This is a genomic window from Vibrio natriegens NBRC 15636 = ATCC 14048 = DSM 759 (assembly GCF_035621455.1).
In the GTDB taxonomy this organism is placed as follows: domain Bacteria; phylum Pseudomonadota; class Gammaproteobacteria; order Enterobacterales; family Vibrionaceae; genus Vibrio; species Vibrio natriegens.
Window position 1 is genome coordinate 832,089 of sequence record NZ_CP141822.1, and the last position, 18,486, is coordinate 850,574.

An 18,486-nucleotide genomic window follows, 5' to 3' on the forward strand; every position below is an offset into this window, starting at 1 on the left:
GATTTAGTGGAAAATCAAGCAGTATCGCTAAATAACATCGAGATGTATGAATTGGTGAGATTTAGATTGCGTAGAAAGGAAAAACGCTGCCCAAGCAGCGCTGTCCTAATAGCGTATTAAAGTGGCGATTCCTGCACTGTGATTATCGTTTTTATTATGCAGGGTGTGGTATCAGAATAGGATGAACAAGGTCACCACTACACCCACACTAAGCCAGTTAAGCTGATTTAATGTCATTATTGTCTCGCATTGGAACAAAGTATTGCTACAAAACAGATCGGGTGGCGATACCAAATCTAATCAAACCTGTACACAAAATGCATTCATTTTGGCGTGAGGTTTGCCTAGATATTGATTCGAACGGGTGAGGTTTTTTTAACCTACATGTTCATAATGACATCACATTGTTACGATGAAATTACACTACGACAAAAGAATTTTATGCTGCTTGTCGCAAAATTTTATCGAGCAGTCGAGTTGGTAACACCCGCTTCAACACTGCGAACAGCTTGGTTGGTGTGGTAATACGGTAACGGATTTTGGGTGAATTACTGGTGAGTGCATGTAGGACCGGGTCAATACATGCTTCTGCTGGTAGCACAAACTTATTGTTTGATTTGTCATTATCCAAGCGCTGTTTCTGAGCTTCATAGGCGACGCGATGTGGACTGGATTCAATGTCGATCCACTTTTCAAAGGCGGCAAGCGCATTTTGTCTAAATTGAGTTTCTATAGGGCCCGGCTCTATAAGCGCAACTTTGATATTGGTGTCGGCCAGTTCAAGTCTTAAGGTATCTGTCCAACCTTCCAGAGCAAACTTTGACGCATTATAAGCCCCGCGATATTTCATTGCGGCAAAGCCAAGTACTGAGCTGTTTTGAATGATGCGGCCTTCGTCATGGGCGCGCATGTGTGGAAGAATCTCTTGTACCAGTTGATGCCAGCCGAAAAAGTTGGTTTGGAATTGAGCTTTGAGCGCTTCGGTTGGAAGGTCTTCTAACGCTCCTGGCTGACCGTATGCGCCGTTGTTAAACAAAGCGTACAGTTTCCCCTGAGCTAAACTTATCGCCTGCTCAGCGCCTTGCGTGATGCTGATGGGGTCATTGAGGTCGAGTTGTATGCAGGTTAAGCCCTCGGCCTGCAGTCGCTGGACATCGTCAGGGTTTCTGCACGAGGCAATAACATTAAAGCCTTGTGCTTTCAGGGCATGAGCGCACACATAACCAATACCGGTTGAGCAACCAGTGATAAGAATCGACTTGTTCATAAATTAAGCTCAGAATAAACGTATATTAACGTTTATCATTCAACAGCTTCGCTCATGAAGCAAGTGCTTAAGTGCGGGTTCAATTCTCGAATAGCTGAACTGGAAATCCAATTCTGTCAGTTTTTTTGGTTTCGCTCTAATGCTGTCAAACAACAGACAAGCAGATTCTCCCATCACCAACTCCATGAGCCACTGAGGTGTGAACAGTATGTGCGGTCGTTTCAGGGTTTTTGCTAATGTCGCACTGAAAATGCGATTGCTTACTGGATGCGGGGCACACATGTTAAACGCGCCATGGGCATGAGGGGTATTCAGTAAATACATGATGGCACGCACCATGTCCAGGATATGAATCCAGGGCAGGTATTGGTTGCCGTTTCCAAGTGGTCCGCCTAATCCTAGCTTATAAGGGAGTAACATTTTTGCCAAAGCGCCACCGTTTGGGCCGAGAACCACGCCAGTCCGCAATAAACACACTCGTGTATCCTCGGATTCTGCACGTTTAGCAATCTGTTCCCATTTTTCGCAAACAAGGTGAGTAAACGCTTCACTGTTAACATGAAGGCATTCATCAAAAGGGTGCTCTTGTTGGTCGCCATAATAGCCCACAGCCGATCCACTAATGAACACGGATGGTGGTTTTGTGCTCGCATGGATAAGTTCGACAATTTGTTCGGTTATTTTCCAGCGACTTTTACAAATTTTGTCCTTCTGCTTTTGAGTCCAACGCTTATCTGCGATTGGTTCACCCGCGAGATTGATGATCGCGTCAATGTGATTAAGATCGGCAAGTTGGTCAAGAGAGTCTATATAGTCGATATTACCGACATCAGCATGCTGAAGATGCTGTTTCGCTTTTTGTGGTGAACGCGTTAATAGCACCACGTGATGAGTGGTGAGTAGCTTGAGCAACTCAGAGCCAATAAATCCTGTTCCGCCTGTTAATAATATCTTCATGGCGTCTCATTGAATGACAAAAACATGAAAACATTATAGTCACTTTGTTTGCTGCATGATCATATTCTCCCGTGTATTCGCCGTAAATCACCATTCGATTAGAAAGCTTTTGCTCCGCACCAACTTCACATATTGAAAAATTGTAACTAGTTGTTATTGGTGACATTGGTTCCTTCACATTTGCATCAAGAATTTTATGTCAGACTGATATGAGTCGGTTAAATCATTTCAATTAATTATCGCTAGTTTATTCAAAAGCATTCAATAAGGAGAAGATATGGAAGCATTTATTGCTCTTTTTCGAGCCCTCCTTAATAGTGCGCGCGATCTGATGCCCATCGTTCTTGTCATCACTTTTTTTCAACTGGTGGTATTACAGGAACCTCTACCTAACCTAGTCTCTATTCTTTTTGGCTTATTGCTTGTCGTACTAGGATTGACGTTTTTTATCTTTGGATTAGAGCTTGGTCTTTTTCCGATAGGCGAGAGCATGGCTCAGGCGTTTGCGAAAAAAGGCAGCGTTTTTTGGCTTTTAGTCTTCGCGTTTTGTTTAGGGTTTGGCACCACAATCGCCGAGCCTGCACTGACTGCCGTTGCAGATAAAGCGGCTCGGGTGGCGGCCGAGGGAGGAATGATTAACAACTCGGAGTTGGCGATCCAGGAGTATGGTACTGGGCTTAGGGTAACTGTGGCGTTGTCTGTCGGTATTGCCATTGTGGTTGGTGTACTTCGTATTCTGAAAGGCTGGCCTATCCATTACATGATCATAGGCGGGTATGTGGGCGTCGTAGTGTTAACTTGGTTTGCACCTGAGTCGATTATTGGCGTGGCATACGATTCGGGAGGAGTAACGACATCGACCATCACGGTTCCATTGGTGACCGCGCTCGGGGTCGGTCTCGCTTCAGCAATTAAAGGACGCAACCCCATGGTCGATGGATTTGGGTTGATTGCTTTTGCATCGTTGCTGCCAATGATGTTTGTCATGGTTTATGGGATGGTCGTGGCATGATTTCGTTCGAGCACTTTTTTGACACGCTTCTATCCACCATTCGCGATGTTATCCCAATTGCTGCCATCATTTTTGGTTTTCAACTCGCGGTACTTCGCCGTCCGGTGAATAACCTGAGAAAAGTGCTGTTTGGTTTTGCCTACGTTATTTTGGGTTTATCCCTGTTCTTGCTCGGGTTGGAAATGGCATTGTTTCCGCTTGGCGAAACCATGGCGGTACAACTTACTACCCCGGATTTTGTCAGAGAGTTCAAAGTATCAGTAGGGCAGCAACTGGAGTGGATCGACTATTATTGGGTGTACACCTTCGCATTTTTTATTGGTTTCAGTACAACGATTGCAGAGCCGTCATTAATTGCGGTAGCAATCAAGGCGAATCAAGTTTCCGGTGGCAGTATTAGCGTGAATGGTCTGCGTGTCGCGGTTGCATTAGGTGTGGCGATTGGTATTGCATTGGGCAGCTACCGGATTGTTGTCGGGGACCCTATTCACTATTACATCATGGCTGGTTACATCGTAGTCGTCGCCCAGACCTTTTATGCCCCTCAGATGATCGTCCCTTTGGCTTATGACTCTGGCGGTGTGACGACATCGACTGTTACTGTACCGCTCGTGACCGCTCTGGGATTAGGCCTGGCGTCTACTGTGCCGGGGAGAAACCCTATGATAGATGGCTTTGGTTTGATTGCCTTTGCCAGTTTGTTTCCGATGATATCCGTCATGGGATATGCGCAAATTACTCAATGGCTTAATAAAGACACCTCGGAGGACGAAGAAAATGCGCTTTAAATTGATACTTGCGTTTGTTGAGGATGCCAGAACAGATAAGGTGCTTGATGCTGCTCGGGAAGCTGGAGCAACGGGTGCTACGGTAATTAATAATGCTCGAGGGCAAGGGTTAAACCAGAAGCGAACTTTTTTTGGATTGACCTTGGAAGTACAAAAAGATGTTCTGCTGTTTGTGGTCGAGGAGCATCTCTCTCGACACATTTTAGAAACCATCAGCGATGTCGGTGAATTTGACAAGGAATCCGGACAGGGCATTGCGATTCAAATTGATATTGAAGATGCGGTCGGCGTCGCCCATCAGGTAGAGACATTGGCTAAGGTTGTAGAGGACGAGTTATGAGTAATCAGGCGATAGTACGGGTTCGAGACGTCATGGCTGCAACTTACGTTATGGTAGATGGGCTGATGACGGTGTACGAAGGGATTACACTAGCCAAAAAATATCAAGTGAAAGCGCTGGTGGTTAAAAAGCGCGATGACAATGATGAATTCGGCATAGTATTAATGAATGATATTGCCAAAAAAGTGCTGGCGAATAACCGTGCACCTCAACGAACCAATATTTATGAGATTATGACCAAGCCAGCTCTGTGTGTTGGGCCGGACATGAACGTGAAATATTGCGCCAGATTGTTTGAACGGTTTGGTATTAGTCGCGCTCCGGTTATTGAAGACGGCGAGGTGATTGGTATGGTCAGTTACAACAATATCGTAATCAATGGCATGGTAAGAGATTAAGTCGAAAGGTAAATCGAGGCTCAGCTTTACTTCTCTCAGATCGGCGACAGTTATCCATCTATAATGCATTGATTACTTGTGATGTTGCATATGTGTCCGTTGGCACTTATCCTTTGTGCCTTACGCTTATAGTCGAGGATTTTTATCATGCCTTTAGTTGCTTGTCCGGTCTGTGAGAAACAGATTTCTAAACGAGCTCATACCTGTCCTGGGTGTGGGGAGCCGGATCCGCTGAATCACTTAGCAAAGTCGAAGTTTATCTCAATGGTTTTTTGGTTGTTGGTACTTGTAGGCGCTGGTTATGCGGCGTGGGTTTATTTACTGCCAATGTTGATCGATTTTGTTCGTAACCAGTAAGTTGAGCTGTAGTCAGAATGGCGTAGAATAGCCTCTGTTTTTATGAGGAGATAATGCTTTGAAACTATTTTTTGCCTCAGATTTGCATGGCTCTTTACCTGCGACGAGAGAAACCATCGATTTGTTTGTTGAATCTGGAGCGGATCATCTGGTTCTGTTGGGAGACATTCTCTACCACGGACCAAGAAACCCAATTCCAGAAGGTTATAACCCAGCACAAGTGGCTGAGCTTTTAAATCAGTACAGCAAGCAGATTATTGCGGTTCGAGGTAACTGCGATAGTGAAGTGGATCAGATGCTATTAAGCTTTCCGATGATGATGGATTATGCTTGGGTGTTGCTTGAATCCGGTCAGCGTCTGTTTTTAACCCATGGTCATATATACAACAGTAGCCATCGCCCAGAGCTGAAAGAAGGGGATGTGATCGCCCATGGTCACACTCACATACCTGTCGCAGAGTTACAAGATGGCGTTACTATCTTCAACCCTGGTTCTATGACGTTTCCGCGCAATGACTTACCTCGAAGCTACGGCTTGATGAATGGGAAGACACTGACAGTACAGACGCCAGAGGGCGAAGTGTTGGCTCAGACAGAGATATAGTGTTTGAGATCCGACTGAGAGAATGGTTTTGTTTACATGATTAGGGGAGTACAGCACTCCCTTATTTTGTATCCGAATGTCCTAGATCTCTGTCCGGTGCAATAATGTCTCTGACTTTCTGTTTCAATACCTTTGCTTCCGGAAAACCGCCATCTTTTTTACGCTCCCAGATTTGCTGTCCATTACAGAAGATTTCGAATCGACCACCAGTATCTGGATGCAAGGTAACAGATTCGATTTCTTCGCTGAACGTATGTAGCAGCTCTTGCGAAAGCCAGGTTGAACGTAACATCCAATTACACTGACGACAGTAGTAGATGTTAATCACAGCTTTTTCCATTTTATTTTCCTTTTAACTAGAATAGCCCGTTAATTCTTAAGCCTGGCATTAAACCAGTAGCTTAAACCCAACGGCAAAGGTGAGAATTTCAAACGCAATTTTTATCACTCGGTTACTATATCGGGTGGCAGCCCAAGCACCCAAGCTTCCGCCTAAAAAGGAACTTAACAGCAATACGGGTAACCATGCCCAGTGAATAGGGGCACCGGCTTGAACGACAGCGACGCCTCCAATGCCATTCCAAAACAACCCGACGCAAATCATGGTGTAAGCGACTGCCTGTTTATAATCAAACCCAAACCAGCGAACCAAAAATAGAGTAACCAGCAGTCCAGAACCAGCGGTGAGTGAACCATTAATGATTCCAATCAGCATGATGCCAAAACCACCAACGATCCAACCGGCTCGATCGCGATGCATCTTCACCTCGGATTGTCCTAACTGCTTTTTAAGCCGTGAGTAAATGCCCAAAGCAAGGATCATGGAGCCCAACATCTTCTCAGCAATACCATCAGGAATATGAACGATGATATTAGCGCCAATAATGACACCAATACTGCCGACCAGTATTAAATACAGCGCTACGGGAAGTTTTATTGTGCCAGCTTTTAAATGCGTACTGGCTGCGCCTAAACCTAAGGCAACGGACGCGACTTTATGAGTGCCAAGAGCAACAGAAAAAGGCAAACCTAAAAAAATCAGTAGGGGGAATTGCAACAAACCTGCGCCGCCACCAGAAAGTGACGCTAACGTGTTTGCGATAAGAGAGCCCAAAAAGAGCGTGAGGGTATCTAGCCAGTCCATGTGCACAACAAAGGGGACATTTTGCCCCCTTTAATCAGAAAATCAGTTTCTAAACAGTACCGTAGAACCGTGATTCAGGCTAGTTAATAACAGAGTTTTCTCGTTAACCACATCAATACGGCGGCTTTGCTCGGCATCCAGCCTGAAAATTTGAGTAATCAAGCGAAGCTGTTCTTCAGAGAAGTCTCTCGACTGAGAAGACGAAATGTCTTTGAATTCAGACGGTGAAACGAGCAGGTAATTATCGCTCACTTCCCAGCGACCTTTCTCTGAGATATTGATGGTTGATTCCGCCGTCGAACCTTGGGCAAACAGCTTAATGTTCGCTACACGGATGTATTCGCCATTAGGCAAATATTTCACGTTGGACTCGACATTGACCTTACGCAGCGGACCTACCGTGTCATTCGGCAACTTATCAGTAATGAGTGTCACCATGGCAGATTGCCACTCGTTTGCAGTCAGAACCTGTTCAATTTTGAGGTCGCTGCCCCAGTATAACCAGCCACTGAAAAGCATGGATACGGCCAAAACCGCAGATGCAAATTTTATCTTCATAATGGCCTCCCCTTATTTACAGATATCGGCTGGGTCACTTTGACCAGAAACTATACGCAAAGTGACATTCTCATAAGAGTGGTCGATGTCATGGATATAGTTCAGCACCAGTTGGTTGTTCTGGCCACCGGTTGCGATGACCTGCACAGGCAATGAATCTTTTGTGTGATGGTCAACGTAGCGTTCCACACATTGCTTGATAGACGGCAACCAGTCATTAATTTGCGGGTGATTCACAGGCGTTAGCACAGGTACATTTTGATAAATATCTACCTGACGGAATTGGGACTCCGCGGGATTCGTGAATAGCAGTACGCCAACTGGAAACAATATAGCTACCAATAAAATCAGCCGTGGCAACCACATATTTGGTTTCTTTTGCGGCTGAACCTGAGCTTGTTCACTACGAAACTCGTGCTCTACTTTTGTTTCGGAGATCGGCTCAGCTGGTGGCTCGTCAGAAATATCCGTGCTTTTCGCTTTGTCTGGCTCAACGTCTGAAGCTAGCTCTTCAGAGTCTGAGTTAACAACAGAGGAAAGCGGATTCAATCGTTCTACAGAACAGATTAACTGGTAGCCACGCTTTGGTACGGTTTTTACATACTCTGGAGATTTTGTTGAGTCCTTCAACATCTTACGCAGGGTAGAGATCGCTTGAGTAAGGCTTGAGTCATCCACCTCAAAACCTTGCTCACGCCAGACAAACTCGTGGAGTTCGTTACGGGTTAACACTTCGTTGGGTCTTTCTGCCAACATCAGGAGAATGCGACTTTCGTTGCTTCCTAAACGTACAACGTCGTTGTCGTTTTGTTGGTCAGCAAGCGAATTACTATTTGGGTCAAAAGTAAACCTTTGAGCAAGTAGAAATTTGGTGCCAATGCTAGTCATTTAGTTCTTCTTAGATGGATGATGTTGAAATTATGGTGATTTATATCACAAATTCATGCTATGCGCGTAGGATATGCACGACGTTTTAGATGCTTTTAGCCGGGTAGGATAATTAAATTTTTGTAAAAAAACACTGTTTTTAGTTGGATTGACCTTGAATTTACATTTGTCAGCCACATGTTACATGACATATTAGAAACGCTATTTCATGGAGTTGAGGTGTTTACTTTTCTCCCTGAGATGGTTTGTTAGATTAGATGTTATGGAGCAAACATGAGCGAAACTGTATCTCAAAATAAAGAAACTCGTGGTTTTCAATCAGAAGTAAAACAACTACTGCATTTAATGATCCATTCTCTTTATTCCAACAAAGAGATCTTTTTGCGTGAGCTGATTTCTAACGCATCAGATGCATCAGACAAATTGCGATTTCAGGCGCTATCTAACCCAGATTTGTATCAGGGTAACGCTGACCTTGGCGTAAAACTGTCATTTGATGAGAGCGCAAATACCTTAACGATTTCTGACAATGGTATCGGCATGAGCCGTGATGATGTGATCGAGCATCTGGGTACTATTGCGAAATCTGGCACGGCAGATTTCTTCTCAAAACTGTCTGAAGATCAAAGCAAAGACTCACAATTGATTGGTCAGTTTGGTGTCGGCTTCTATTCTGCGTTTATCGTGGCAGATGCTGTTACGGTTCGCACTCGTGCTGCAGGTGTTTCAGCAGAAGAGGCCGTGCAATGGCACTCTGCGGGTGAAGGTGAGTACACGATTGAAAACATCGTAAAAGACGCTCGCGGTACCGACATCATTCTGCACATGCGTGAAGAAGGTAAAGAGTTCCTGAGTGAATGGCGTCTGCGCGAAGTGATCAGTAAGTATTCTGACCATATCGGTATCCCGGTTTCTATCCAAACAGCGGTACGTGATGACGAAGGCAATGAAACTGGCGAGAAAAAGTGGGAGCAAATTAACAAGGCTCAAGCGCTATGGACTCGCAATAAATCTGATATCTCAGAAGAAGAGTATCAAGAGTTTTACAAGCACGTTTCGCATGACTTCGCGGATCCACTGACCTGGAGTCATAACCGCGTTGAAGGTAAAAACGACTACACGAGTCTTCTTTACATCCCGTCTAAAGCACCATGGGACATGATGAACCGCGACCATAAATCTGGTCTGAAACTGTATGTACAACGTGTATTCATCATGGATGACGCGGAGCAGTTTATGCCGTCTTACCTGCGTTTTGTACGCGGTCTGATAGATTCAAACGATCTTCCGCTAAACGTATCGCGTGAGATTCTGCAAGACAACAAAGTGACTCAGTCATTGCGCAATGCTTGTACCAAGCGCGTATTGACGATGCTAGAGCGCATGGCAAAGAATGACTCAGAAAAATACCAGTCATTCTGGAAAGAGTTTGGCCTTGTACTGAAAGAGGGTCCGGCTGAAGACTTCGCAAACAAAGAGAAGATCGCTGGTCTGTTACGTTTCGTGTCTACTGAAGTTGACTCTGCTGAGCAAACTGTCGCACTGGCTGACTACGTGGAGCGCATGAAAGAAGGTCAGGACAAGATCTACTACCTGACAGCAGACAGCTACGCCGCAGCGAAAAACAGCCCGCACTTAGAGCAGTTCAAAGCAAAAGGCATCGAAGTTATCCTGATGTACGACCGCATTGATGAGTGGTTAATGAACTACCTGACTGAGTTCGACGGTAAGCAGTTCCAGTCAATCACTAAAGCGGGTCTGGATCTGAGCAACTTCGAAGATGAAGCCGAGAAAGAAAAGCAGAAAGAGACTGAGGAAGAGTTTAAGTCAGTTGTGGAACGCACTAAGTCTTACTTAGGCGATCGCGTAAAAGAAGTTCGCACAACGTTCAAATTGGCTTCAACACCGGCGGTTGTGGTGACGGATGATTACGAGATGGGGACTCAAATGGCGAAGCTTCTTGCGGCAGCAGGTCAGGCAGTGCCAGAAGTGAAATACATCTTCGAAATCAACCCGGAGCATGAACTGGTTAAACGCATGGCTGATGAAGCTGACGAGGAAGCGTTTGGCCGCTGGGTTGAGGTACTTTTAGGGCAGGCGATGCTTGCTGAACGCGGTTCAATGGAAGACCCTGCCCAGTTCTTAGGTGCGATCAATCAGCTTTTGACTAAGGTTTAATAGTCAATACTCATTAAAAAGCTCGCGTATCGCGAGCTTTTTGTTTGTTATCGCATAAATTTGCATTGTAGGTGTTGAGTTAATAGTCAATAGTGGCATAAAGATGCGGTTGTTAACATTCTTTAGTCTTAATTCACTCTTTGCTCACATAACCTGTGGTAGAATCTGTGACTTGAATGTCAGTCACAAGGCGTGTATTTTTGCCGCCTAACGTTATACCGAAACTTATCGTTGCGATTGCTTCTTAGGTTTGAAACTTGAGTAGGCAGGCTATTGTGAGCTTCGGTATAAATCTTAAATATTAAAGAGGATAAATCATGCGCATCATTCTTCTAGGTGCTCCAGGTGCAGGTAAAGGCACACAAGCAAACTTCATCATGGATAAATACGGTATTCCACAAATCTCTACTGGTGATATGCTTCGTGCGGCGATCAAAGCAGGTACAGAGCTTGGTAAACAAGCGAAAGCTGTTATCGACGCTGGTCAGCTAGTTTCTGATGAAATCATCCTTGGCCTTATCAAAGAACGTATCGCTCAAGACGATTGCGCAAAAGGCTTCCTACTAGACGGTTTCCCTCGCACTATCCCTCAGGCTGATGGCCTAAAAGAAATGGGTGTTGACGTTGATTACGTTATTGAATTCGACGTTGCTGATGACGTGATCGTTGAGCGTATGGCTGGTCGTCGTGCTCACCTTCCTTCAGGTCGTACTTACCACGTTGTTTACAACCCGCCTAAAGTGGAAGGTAAAGATGACGTAACTGGTGAAGATCTTGTTGTTCGTGATGACGACAAAGAAGAAACAGTACGTGCACGTCTAGGTGTTTACCATGAGCAAACTGCGCCACTTATCAACTACTACGGTAAAGAAGCAGAAGCTGGTAAAACTACGTACCTAAAATTCGATGGTACTAAGCAAGTTTCTGAAGTAAGTGCTGATATCGAGAAGGCATTAGCATAATAGGTAATACCTATTATCAAAATTTTTAAGAATTTTGTTATAGTTAAGCGACCGTAAGGTCGCTTTTTTTATACATTTTTATAATACCAATTCCAGTCATATCTTATCATTCTTGCTGGTTAAAATAGCTGGCATTGGTACACGCTGGAAACAAAGGGACGCTATGCAAAAAATAAAAAAACAAGGTGTGCTTCTGGTTAACTTGGGTACACCTGATGAACCAACTGCTCCTGCTGTAAAGCGCTTCTTGAGCCAGTTTCTTCATGATCACCGAGTGGTCGACATGACACGATGGCTTTGGTGTCCAATTTTGCACGGGGTTATTTTGCCAATACGTGCGCCAAAAGTTGCCAAGCTTTATGAGTCCGTTTGGATGGAAGAGGGTTCCCCTCTGATGGTGTACTCAAAGCGCCAAGCGAAGAAACTGGCTAAGCAGTTAGATATGCCCGTAGAGCTTGGCATGACTTATGGTAATCCAAGTTTACACGCGGGTTTTGAAGCCTTACTATCGCAAGGGGTCGATGAGGTCATCGTATTGCCTTTGTATCCTCAGTATTCAGGTACAACAACAGCGGCGGTGTCTGATGGGATAACCAAAGCTTTTAAGAAATTACCCGTCATACCGGCATATAGCTTAATTCGTGATTATCACGACCATCCAATGTTCATTGATGCCTTGGCTCAATCCGTAAGAGCGTATTGGGCTGAACATGGACAAGGGGAGTATCTGCTATGTTCCTATCACGGCATACCGAAACGTTTTGCAGATAACGGTGACATTTATCCTCAACATTGTGAAACGACGACTCGCTTGCTGGGTGAAGCACTTGGGTTGAATGAAACGCAGATAGGGATGGCTTATCAGTCCCGTTTTGGGCGTGAAGAGTGGTTACAGCCATACACTGATAAAACTCTGGAAACGTTGCCTGCCAAAGGTATTAAAAAGATTGATATCATGACACCAGCATTTTCTTCGGATTGTTTGGAAACGCTAGAAGAAATCGCGGGAGAGAACAAACACATTTTCTTAGAAGCAGGCGGTGAGCAGTTTAATTACATTCCTTGCCTGAATGATGATGAGCGACATATTGAGATGATGGCGGAGTTGGTTCGCAATAAGCTTTAATCGTTGTCATGAAATGTTCTTAACAAAAAGGGTCGCAAGTGCGACCCTTTTTAGTTTGAATGATGTATTAAGCAACTTGTACTTGTTGCTCTTCTACTTGTTCCGCGTTGCTCGCTGAACTTTCAGCACCGTGCATCCAGCGCACGAGCGTGTTAGAGAACAACAGCAAAATTAGACCACTGACCGTCGCGCTCGCTGCGATACCGCTAAAGATAGCCATCGCACCTAGCTCACCAACATGGGATCCCACATAGCCAGCTACGTAGTTTGCAATCGCATTACAGCCGAACCATGCACCCATCATTAATGATGCCAAACGCAGAGGCGCAAGTTTGGTTACCAGAGACAAGCCGATTGGAGACAGGCAAAGTTCACCCAGTGTATGGAAGAAGAAAGCACCCACTAACCACAGCATTGATGTTTTCACTGTGGTATCACCGCCTTGCTCAAGTACCGCACCAACCATACATAGGAAACCCAGAGCCAGGAAGAACATCGCCATTGCAAACTTCACTGGTGAGTTTGGCTCACGTTTGCCTAGCTTAACCCACAGCACCGCAAGCACAGGTGCAAGCGTGATAATAAAGAACGGGTTAAGTGACTGGAACCAAGCCGCAGGGACTTCGAAACTGCCAATCATACGGTCAGTGTATTGCTGGGTGTAGATATTCATCAGGCCACCTGCTTGCTCAAAGCCAGCCCAGAATACGATAGTGAAAAGACTCATGACCAGAATGACTTTAATGCGGTCCACTTCTTCTTTAGTAAGTGGCTGCTTCTTGGTTGATTTCTGATTTGCTAGTGCGCGTTTGGCTGCTGGTTCGCGGCCGATATCACCTAGCCAGGATTGAGCGAAGCTTATTTGCATCACAAGGCTCATAAGCATACCGATGCCCGCAGCAACGAAACCAGCTTTCCAGCCGAATGAGTTGGTCACCGAGCCAGAAACGACACCAGCGAGCAGAGCGCCAAGGTTGATACCCATGTAGAAGATGGTAAATGCGCCATCACGACGGTTGTCACCTTCGTTGTATAGGTCACCCACCATCGTTGAGATATTCGGCTTAAACAAGCCGTTACCTGAGATCAGAAGCGCAAGACCTAAATAAAAGGTGTGAAGAGAGCCAAGGCCCAGTGCATCGGCTGGCAATGCCAAGGTAAATTGACCAATAGCCATTAATGCACCACCGAGTAAAATGGAGCGGCGTTGGCCTAAGTAGTTATCTGCCAGGTAGCCACCGATCAGAGGTGTGATGTAAACAAGGCCAGTATAAATGCCGTATAGGTCTAGTGCGTCTTTAGTCGACCAGCCCAGACCGCCATTCATTGTGGTATCTGTGAGATAAAGTACGAGAATGGCACGCATTGCGTAGTAAGAGAAGCGCTCCCACAATTCTGTGCCGAACAGTAAAAATAAGCCACGAGGGTGGCCAAAATATTGATGTTGGTTTGTCATAGGATCTTTTAATAATAGTTGTTACATTTTTCGGGGAAAATATATACCTTTAAATTTAACAATTAACAAACAAAAAATTTTATACAATTGCATCTGTACCTGTATAAGTCTCTGTTTTTAATTTTATTTATGGAATAATTGAAGGATTGGCATGTAGTTAAAACTAATTTTTCATTTTTGGTTGTGTGTAATATTCATACAACCATCAAAGAGAAATTGGGTTATGCGAGCGATATTTATTTATAATTATATAGATGAATGAATTGCTCATGACTCATCTTTGGCTTAATGCTAGGATGCATGAAAAAGATAAATGGCTAGTAAAAAATGAAACGTTGGTATCTACTTTATTGTAAACGAGGAGAGCAGGTTAGGGCGAAGCAACACCTTGAAAATCAAGGGGTGGAGTGCTTTTATCCGACTGTCGAAGTCGAAAAAATATTACGTGGTAAAAGACAGAAAGTCGAAGAACCACTGTTCCCTTCTTATATGTTTGCTCGTTTTGATTACGAGGAAGGGCCGAACTTTACATCAGTTCGTTCCACCCGTGGGGTTATTGATTTTGTCCGCTTTGGCGCTCAGCCAAAAGAAATTCAGGGCGATTTGGTTTTTGAACTGAAGAAAATAGAAAAGTGCGTTCATGAAAAAGTGGCCTGTGAAGGCATGCCCAAGCGCGGTGATCAGATTCGGGTCAAAAGTGGTCAGTTTGCTGGCATTGATGCTATTTTCCAGGAGCAAGATGGGGAGAAGCGTTCAATTATGCTCGTGCAGATGATTACCAAACGTGTTCCAGTCAGTATTGACAATAATGATTTAGACTTAAAATAACATGTTGATATATAAATAAAAGGGCTGGTTAAACCAGCCCTTTTGCTTTTCATTTGTGTCTTTTAATTAGTAAGCGTCGTTGTGAACGGCCTGTACTGCTCGACCAGATGGGTCTACACAGTTTTGGAATGACTCATCCCATTCAATCGCTTTTGCTGAAGAACAAGCGACAGATGGGCCGCCCGGAACACATTCTGCTGCTGATGGCAGTGGGAATAGTTCTTCAAAGATTTCACGGTACACATAACCTTCTTTAGTGGTTGGCGTGTTGTAAGGGAAGCGGAATTTAGCCGTTTCCATTTGTTGATCCGTTACTTTCTGTTCTGCTACTTCTTTCAGAGTATCAATCCAGCTGTAACCTACACCGTCAGAGAACTGCTCTTTCTGGCGCCAAGCGATTGATTCTGGTAAGTAATGTTCAAAACACTCACGTAGGATGTGTTTTTCCATTTTACCGTTGCCACACATTTTGTCGGCCGGGTTCAGACGCATTGCTACATCAATGAACTCTTTATCTAGGAAAGGTACACGGCCTTCAACACCCCATGCTGCAAGTGATTTGTTTGCACGAGCACAGTCAAACATGTTTAGAGCAAGCAGTTTACGAACGGTTTCTTCGTGGAACTCTTGCGCGTTTGGTGCTTTGTGGAAGTATAGGTAACCACCAAAGATCTCATCTGCGCCTTCGCCTGAAAGTACCATTTTGATACCCATCGCTTTGATTTTACGTCCCATCAGGAACATTGGCGTTGAAGCACGGATTGTGGTTACGTCATACGTTTCGATGTGGTAAATCACATCACGAATCGCATCAAGACCTTCCTGAATTGTGTAAGTCATTTCATGGTGAACAGTACCGATTTGGTCTGCAACTTCACGCGCTGCTTTCAAATCTGGTGCGCCTTCAAGGCCAACCGCAAAAGAGTGCAGTTGTGGCCACCAAGCTTCTGATTGTTCGTCATCTTCAATACGCATCGCCGCAAAACGTTTAGCGACCGCAGAAGTGATAGAAGAGTCTAAACCACCTGACAAAAGTACACCGTATGGTACATCAGTCATTAGCTGGCGTTTAACTGCTGCTTCAAGCGCTTCAGTTAGCTCTTCTTTACTTGTGCTGTTCCCTTGAACTGCAGCGTATTCGTTCCAGTCACGAACGTAGTAGCGTTGTGGCTCTGCGTCTTTAGAGCTGTAGTGGCTGCCTGGAGGGAATTCGCTCACTGTTTTACACACAGGCACTAGCGCTTTCATCTCAGAAGCCACGTAGTAGTTACCGTGCTCATCGTGACCTTGGTAAAGAGGAATAATACCGATATGGTCACGGCCAACCAGATACTCGTCCTTCTCTTCATCGTAAAGAACGAAAGCGAAGATACCGTTTAGTTCTTCAAGAAGATCTGCGCCCATGTCTTGGTAAAGCGCTAGAATAACTTCACAATCTGAATCCGTTTGGAATTCATATCTGCCTTCGTAGCGTGCGCGGATCTCTTTGTGGTTGTAGATTTCGCCGTTTACCGCAAGGATTAGCTTATTATCAGGGCTGTACAGTGGCTGAGCTCCGCTATTTAGGCCAACAATTGCCAAGCGTTCATGAGCCAGAATCGCTCTATCTGAAGAGTAGATACCAGACCAGTCTGGGCCTCGGTGACGAAGCTTTTTCGACATTTCTAATGCGATAGGGCGTAACGCTGCTGCGTCACTTTTAATGTCTAAAATGCCAAATACTGAACACATACAACTTCCTTTTTAAACTAAACAATTTCTAATCGGTATGGCTTCAATTTGCCAGTTTGAGTAAAAAAAGCAACGCTTTGTGATGAAAAAATTTATAAAAGACCCTTGCTGGTGAATAATTTCTAATTATTCCTCCATTTTAATGAATGAAATTAAGGTTTGGTATAAAAAGAACACAAAAAAAGCCTTCTTTTTGAACGAAGGCTTTATTGCTTATTCACATTAGTGCTTACTTTATTGGTGTGAATTTAGGCTGCAATTGCTGACAAACATGTCTTGCGAAACCACTACCAGCCTCATTATAGATATTGAATGCGGCATGTACGCCGTTTTCCAGAAGGCCATCTAGTTGGTCTGGGTACTCTGCAATCGCGGCTATCTGGCCTTTATAGTTACGACGTTGCAGCTGTTCCAATGCGGTCTGATTACCTTGGTGGTGAGGCATTGCCAGTAGCACCAGCTGGACGTGTCCTGTATCGAGGATTCGTTCCCAAAAATCTGGGTCAGTTGCGTCACCGGAAATGACATTACGACCTTCTTCACGGTGCTTAACTGCGCCATCCTCGCGAATTTCGACCCCAAGCGATATCTTCCCGTAACGAGCGCATAACTCATCGTAAGCTCCCGTGCCAATACGGCCCATACCAAGGATTAGTACCTGAGCATGCCCTGGATTGATTAACTGATCACGTTGATTCAGTTTCTCCGCGGCGGTCTCTTGTAGCCACTTGCCTGAGTGTTGATAGATTTTATTGCTCAAACGGTTTAGTGGCGCAGCGATAATAAATGAAAGTGACACAGCAACAGCAATGGCAGCGAGCATGTCACTTGGCATCCAGCCCATTTTATACGCTAGACCACCAACTATCAGGCCAAATTCGCTGTAGTTAAACAGGGATAGTGACGCGAGCAATGAAGTGCGGACCCGAAAGTTAAAGTAGTTAATGGTTAAAAAGTACAGCAAGCCCTTAATCGGCAGCAGCAGAATGAATAAAATGGCGAGTGCGATGCCAGTAAAACTCAGCGATGCCGATAAGCCAATATTTAAGAAGAAGCAAACTAAGAAGAGCTCTTTCATGTTAAACAGGGATTTTGAGAGCTCAGAGGCTTTTCGGTGACCAGCCAGTAACATGCCTAAAATCAGGGCACCAAGATCTGGCTTCATGCCTACTAGCTCAAATAGACCTGCTCCGACGACAAGCGCGAAGAATATACCGAATAGGACCAACATCTCACCGTGGCCTACTTTGTCTAGTAATTTGTAAAAAACTGGTCGAAGGAGGGGAAGACCGAACAGTGCTATGGCGTACCATTCAGGAATTTTACCGGTAGAAGCCGTCAGAAATACAACTGCGAAGATGTCTTGCATTACCAGAATACCGATCGCGATGGTGCCGTAAGTGGCACTCATCTCACCTTTTTCTTGCAGTGTTTTAACTGCAAAAACGGTACTCGAAAATGACAAAGCAAACGCCAGTAAAAGAATCTGCCCAAGATCCATACCCGCCATAGAGGTAATGCCGAGTAGTTTTAAACCACCAAGTGTAATGGTGAACACCGCTGTGGAGAGGATGTTATGTGCGGTCGCACCTCCCCAGATTTCTTTTGATAGCAGTGTTTTTACATCGAGTTTTAGGCCGATAGTAAACAATAAAAGGGTAACGCCGAGGTCGGCTAGGTCAACGATCAGCTCATTACTTTGGTAGCCAAATGCGTGTAATCCGAATCCTGCGAGTAAGAAGCCAACGAGTGGAGGGAGTGAGCACTTTAGCGCAAGGAAGCCAGCCAAAAATGCCGTTGTTATTAGAATTATTTCCATACTGATAAGTAATACCTATGCCAGTAAATTATTGTCAGGTAATTGCGCAGGAAAAATCGCTTAGAGCAAGGCT

General features: G+C 44.8%; 19 protein-coding genes. 10 read left to right on the forward strand and 9 right to left on the reverse strand.

The genetic code is table 11. From position 1 onward, the window contains the following. Window positions 1–439: 439 nt before the first annotated feature. Together VER99_RS03880 and VER99_RS03885 are read right to left on the reverse strand one after the other, a co-directional pair. Complete coding sequence (locus VER99_RS03880) at window positions 440–1,267, reverse strand: SDR family oxidoreductase (RefSeq protein WP_020333358.1); 828 nt, start codon at window positions 1,265–1,267, stop codon at window positions 440–442. A gap of 39 nt (window positions 1,268–1,306) precedes the next feature. Further along, window positions 1,307–2,224, reverse strand: coding sequence for a TIGR01777 family oxidoreductase (locus VER99_RS03885; RefSeq protein WP_020333359.1), 918 nt, complete (start codon window positions 2,222–2,224; stop codon window positions 1,307–1,309). Window positions 2,225–2,501: 277 nt separating this feature from the next. On the opposite strand from VER99_RS03885, the gene VER99_RS03890 reads away from it, so the two are divergent. From VER99_RS03890 to yfcE, 6 genes are all read left to right on the forward strand, one after another. Then, window positions 2,502–3,236, forward strand: coding sequence for a DUF1538 domain-containing protein (locus VER99_RS03890; RefSeq protein ID WP_014231116.1), 735 nt, complete (start codon window positions 2,502–2,504; stop codon window positions 3,234–3,236). Then, window positions 3,233–4,024, forward strand: coding sequence for a DUF1538 domain-containing protein (locus tag VER99_RS03895; RefSeq protein ID WP_014231117.1), 792 nt, complete (start codon window positions 3,233–3,235; stop codon window positions 4,022–4,024). The genes VER99_RS03890 and VER99_RS03895 overlap by 4 nt, the downstream gene beginning before the upstream one ends. Further along, window positions 4,014–4,364: a P-II family nitrogen regulator gene (locus tag VER99_RS03900; protein WP_020333360.1), complete on the forward strand. Its 351-nt coding sequence runs from the start codon at window positions 4,014–4,016 to the stop codon at window positions 4,362–4,364. Before VER99_RS03895 ends, VER99_RS03900 begins: the two co-directional genes overlap by 11 nt. Then, window positions 4,361–4,762 (forward strand): CBS domain-containing protein, encoded by a 402-nt coding sequence (locus tag VER99_RS03905; protein ID WP_014231119.1) that lies wholly within the window; start codon window positions 4,361–4,363, stop codon window positions 4,760–4,762. Before VER99_RS03900 ends, VER99_RS03905 begins: the two co-directional genes overlap by 4 nt. Window positions 4,763–4,909: 147 nt before the next feature. Then, complete coding sequence (locus VER99_RS03910) at window positions 4,910–5,119, forward strand: hypothetical protein (protein ID WP_014231120.1); 210 nt, start codon at window positions 4,910–4,912, stop codon at window positions 5,117–5,119. Window positions 5,120–5,177: 58 nt separating this feature from the next. Next, entirely contained in the window at window positions 5,178–5,723 is a 546-nt protein-coding gene (gene yfcE, locus VER99_RS03915; protein WP_020333361.1) for a phosphodiesterase, read from the forward strand. Window positions 5,724–5,784: 61 nt separating this feature from the next. On the opposite strand, the gene VER99_RS03920 is transcribed toward yfcE, so the two are convergent. From VER99_RS03920 to VER99_RS03935, 4 genes are read right to left on the reverse strand one after another with little or no spacing between them, the layout of a single operon-like run. Beyond that, the gene (locus tag VER99_RS03920; RefSeq protein ID WP_020333362.1) at window positions 5,785–6,063 is read right to left on the reverse strand and encodes an Rdx family protein; all 279 of its coding nucleotides are present in this window, start codon (window positions 6,061–6,063) and stop codon (window positions 5,785–5,787) included. Window positions 6,064–6,111: 48 nt separating this feature from the next. Next, window positions 6,112–6,867, reverse strand: a complete 756-nt coding sequence (locus VER99_RS03925; RefSeq protein ID WP_020333363.1) for a sulfite exporter TauE/SafE family protein — start codon at window positions 6,865–6,867, stop codon at window positions 6,112–6,114. 42 nt (window positions 6,868–6,909) lie between these two features. Beyond that, a complete protein-coding gene (locus tag VER99_RS03930; RefSeq protein WP_014231124.1) occupies window positions 6,910–7,425 on the reverse strand; it encodes a regulatory protein ToxS in 516 nt (171 codons plus the stop codon). 12 nt (window positions 7,426–7,437) lie between these two features. Beyond that, the gene (locus tag VER99_RS03935; RefSeq protein ID WP_014231125.1) at window positions 7,438–8,313 is read right to left on the reverse strand and encodes a transcriptional regulator; all 876 of its coding nucleotides are present in this window, start codon (window positions 8,311–8,313) and stop codon (window positions 7,438–7,440) included. Between the two features lie 273 nt (window positions 8,314–8,586). Here VER99_RS03935 and htpG point away from each other — a divergent pair, with 273 nt between their 5' ends. The 3 genes from htpG to hemH all read left to right on the forward strand — a co-directional run bounded on the left by htpG (window position 8,587) and on the right by hemH (window position 12,579). Beyond that, window positions 8,587–10,491 (forward strand): molecular chaperone HtpG, encoded by a 1,905-nt coding sequence (gene htpG, locus VER99_RS03940; protein WP_014231126.1) that lies wholly within the window; start codon window positions 8,587–8,589, stop codon window positions 10,489–10,491. Between the two features lie 317 nt (window positions 10,492–10,808). Next, window positions 10,809–11,453 carry an adenylate kinase gene (adk, locus tag VER99_RS03945; protein WP_014231127.1) on the forward strand — a complete coding sequence of 215 codons (645 nt, stop codon included), beginning with the start codon at window positions 10,809–10,811 and terminating at the stop codon, window positions 11,451–11,453. A 163-nt stretch (window positions 11,454–11,616) separates the two neighbouring features. After that, window positions 11,617–12,579, forward strand: coding sequence for a ferrochelatase (hemH, locus tag VER99_RS03950; protein ID WP_020333364.1), 963 nt, complete (start codon window positions 11,617–11,619; stop codon window positions 12,577–12,579). A 67-nt stretch (window positions 12,580–12,646) separates the two neighbouring features. On the opposite strand, the gene VER99_RS03955 is transcribed toward hemH, so the two are convergent. Then, the gene (locus VER99_RS03955; RefSeq protein WP_014231129.1) at window positions 12,647–14,035 is read right to left on the reverse strand and encodes a peptide MFS transporter; all 1,389 of its coding nucleotides are present in this window, start codon (window positions 14,033–14,035) and stop codon (window positions 12,647–12,649) included. A gap of 327 nt (window positions 14,036–14,362) precedes the next feature. Here VER99_RS03955 and rfaH point away from each other — a divergent pair, with 327 nt between their 5' ends. Then, the gene (rfaH, locus tag VER99_RS03960; protein ID WP_014231130.1) at window positions 14,363–14,863 is read left to right on the forward strand and encodes a transcription/translation regulatory transformer protein RfaH; all 501 of its coding nucleotides are present in this window, start codon (window positions 14,363–14,365) and stop codon (window positions 14,861–14,863) included. Window positions 14,864–14,929: 66 nt separating this feature from the next. Here rfaH and asnB read toward each other — a convergent pair whose 3' ends face one another. After that, window positions 14,930–16,594: an asparagine synthase B gene (gene asnB / locus VER99_RS03965; protein ID WP_020333366.1), complete on the reverse strand. Its 1,665-nt coding sequence runs from the start codon at window positions 16,592–16,594 to the stop codon at window positions 14,930–14,932. Between the two features lie 229 nt (window positions 16,595–16,823). Beyond that, entirely contained in the window at window positions 16,824–18,413 is a 1,590-nt protein-coding gene (locus VER99_RS03970; RefSeq protein WP_020333367.1) for a cation:proton antiporter family protein, read from the reverse strand. Window positions 18,414–18,486 lie beyond the last annotated feature (73 nt).

Bases quoted from the DNA above. Each gene is read 5' to 3' on its own strand.
- VER99_RS03935 (WP_014231125.1), bottom strand. From the start codon at position 8,313: ATGACTAGCATTGGCACCAAATTTCTACTTGCTCAAAGGTTTACTTTT.
- rfaH (WP_014231130.1), top strand. From the start codon at position 14,363: ATGAAACGTTGGTATCTACTTTATTGTAAACGAGGAGAGCAGGTTAGG.
- VER99_RS03900 (WP_020333360.1), top strand. From the start codon at position 4,014: ATGCGCTTTAAATTGATACTTGCGTTTGTTGAGGATGCCAGAACAGAT.
- VER99_RS03895 (WP_014231117.1), top strand. From the start codon at position 3,233: ATGATTTCGTTCGAGCACTTTTTTGACACGCTTCTATCCACCATTCGC.
- VER99_RS03905 (WP_014231119.1), top strand. From the start codon at position 4,361: ATGAGTAATCAGGCGATAGTACGGGTTCGAGACGTCATGGCTGCAACT.
- htpG (WP_014231126.1), top strand. From the start codon at position 8,587: ATGAGCGAAACTGTATCTCAAAATAAAGAAACTCGTGGTTTTCAATCA.
- VER99_RS03885 (WP_020333359.1), bottom strand. From the start codon at position 2,224: ATGAAGATATTATTAACAGGCGGAACAGGATTTATTGGCTCTGAGTTG.
- VER99_RS03910 (WP_014231120.1), top strand. From the start codon at position 4,910: ATGCCTTTAGTTGCTTGTCCGGTCTGTGAGAAACAGATTTCTAAACGA.
- VER99_RS03920 (WP_020333362.1), bottom strand. From the start codon at position 6,063: ATGGAAAAAGCTGTGATTAACATCTACTACTGTCGTCAGTGTAATTGG.
- hemH (WP_020333364.1), top strand. From the start codon at position 11,617: ATGCAAAAAATAAAAAAACAAGGTGTGCTTCTGGTTAACTTGGGTACA.
- asnB (WP_020333366.1), bottom strand. From the start codon at position 16,594: ATGTGTTCAGTATTTGGCATTTTAGACATTAAAAGTGACGCAGCAGCG.
- VER99_RS03925 (WP_020333363.1), bottom strand. From the start codon at position 6,867: ATGGACTGGCTAGATACCCTCACGCTCTTTTTGGGCTCTCTTATCGCA.
- VER99_RS03955 (WP_014231129.1), bottom strand. From the start codon at position 14,035: ATGACAAACCAACATCAATATTTTGGCCACCCTCGTGGCTTATTTTTA.
- VER99_RS03880 (WP_020333358.1), bottom strand. From the start codon at position 1,267: ATGAACAAGTCGATTCTTATCACTGGTTGCTCAACCGGTATTGGTTAT.
- adk (WP_014231127.1), top strand. From the start codon at position 10,809: ATGCGCATCATTCTTCTAGGTGCTCCAGGTGCAGGTAAAGGCACACAA.
- VER99_RS03930 (WP_014231124.1), bottom strand. From the start codon at position 7,425: ATGAAGATAAAATTTGCATCTGCGGTTTTGGCCGTATCCATGCTTTTC.
- VER99_RS03970 (WP_020333367.1), bottom strand. From the start codon at position 18,413: ATGGAAATAATTCTAATAACAACGGCATTTTTGGCTGGCTTCCTTGCG.
- VER99_RS03890 (WP_014231116.1), top strand. From the start codon at position 2,502: ATGGAAGCATTTATTGCTCTTTTTCGAGCCCTCCTTAATAGTGCGCGC.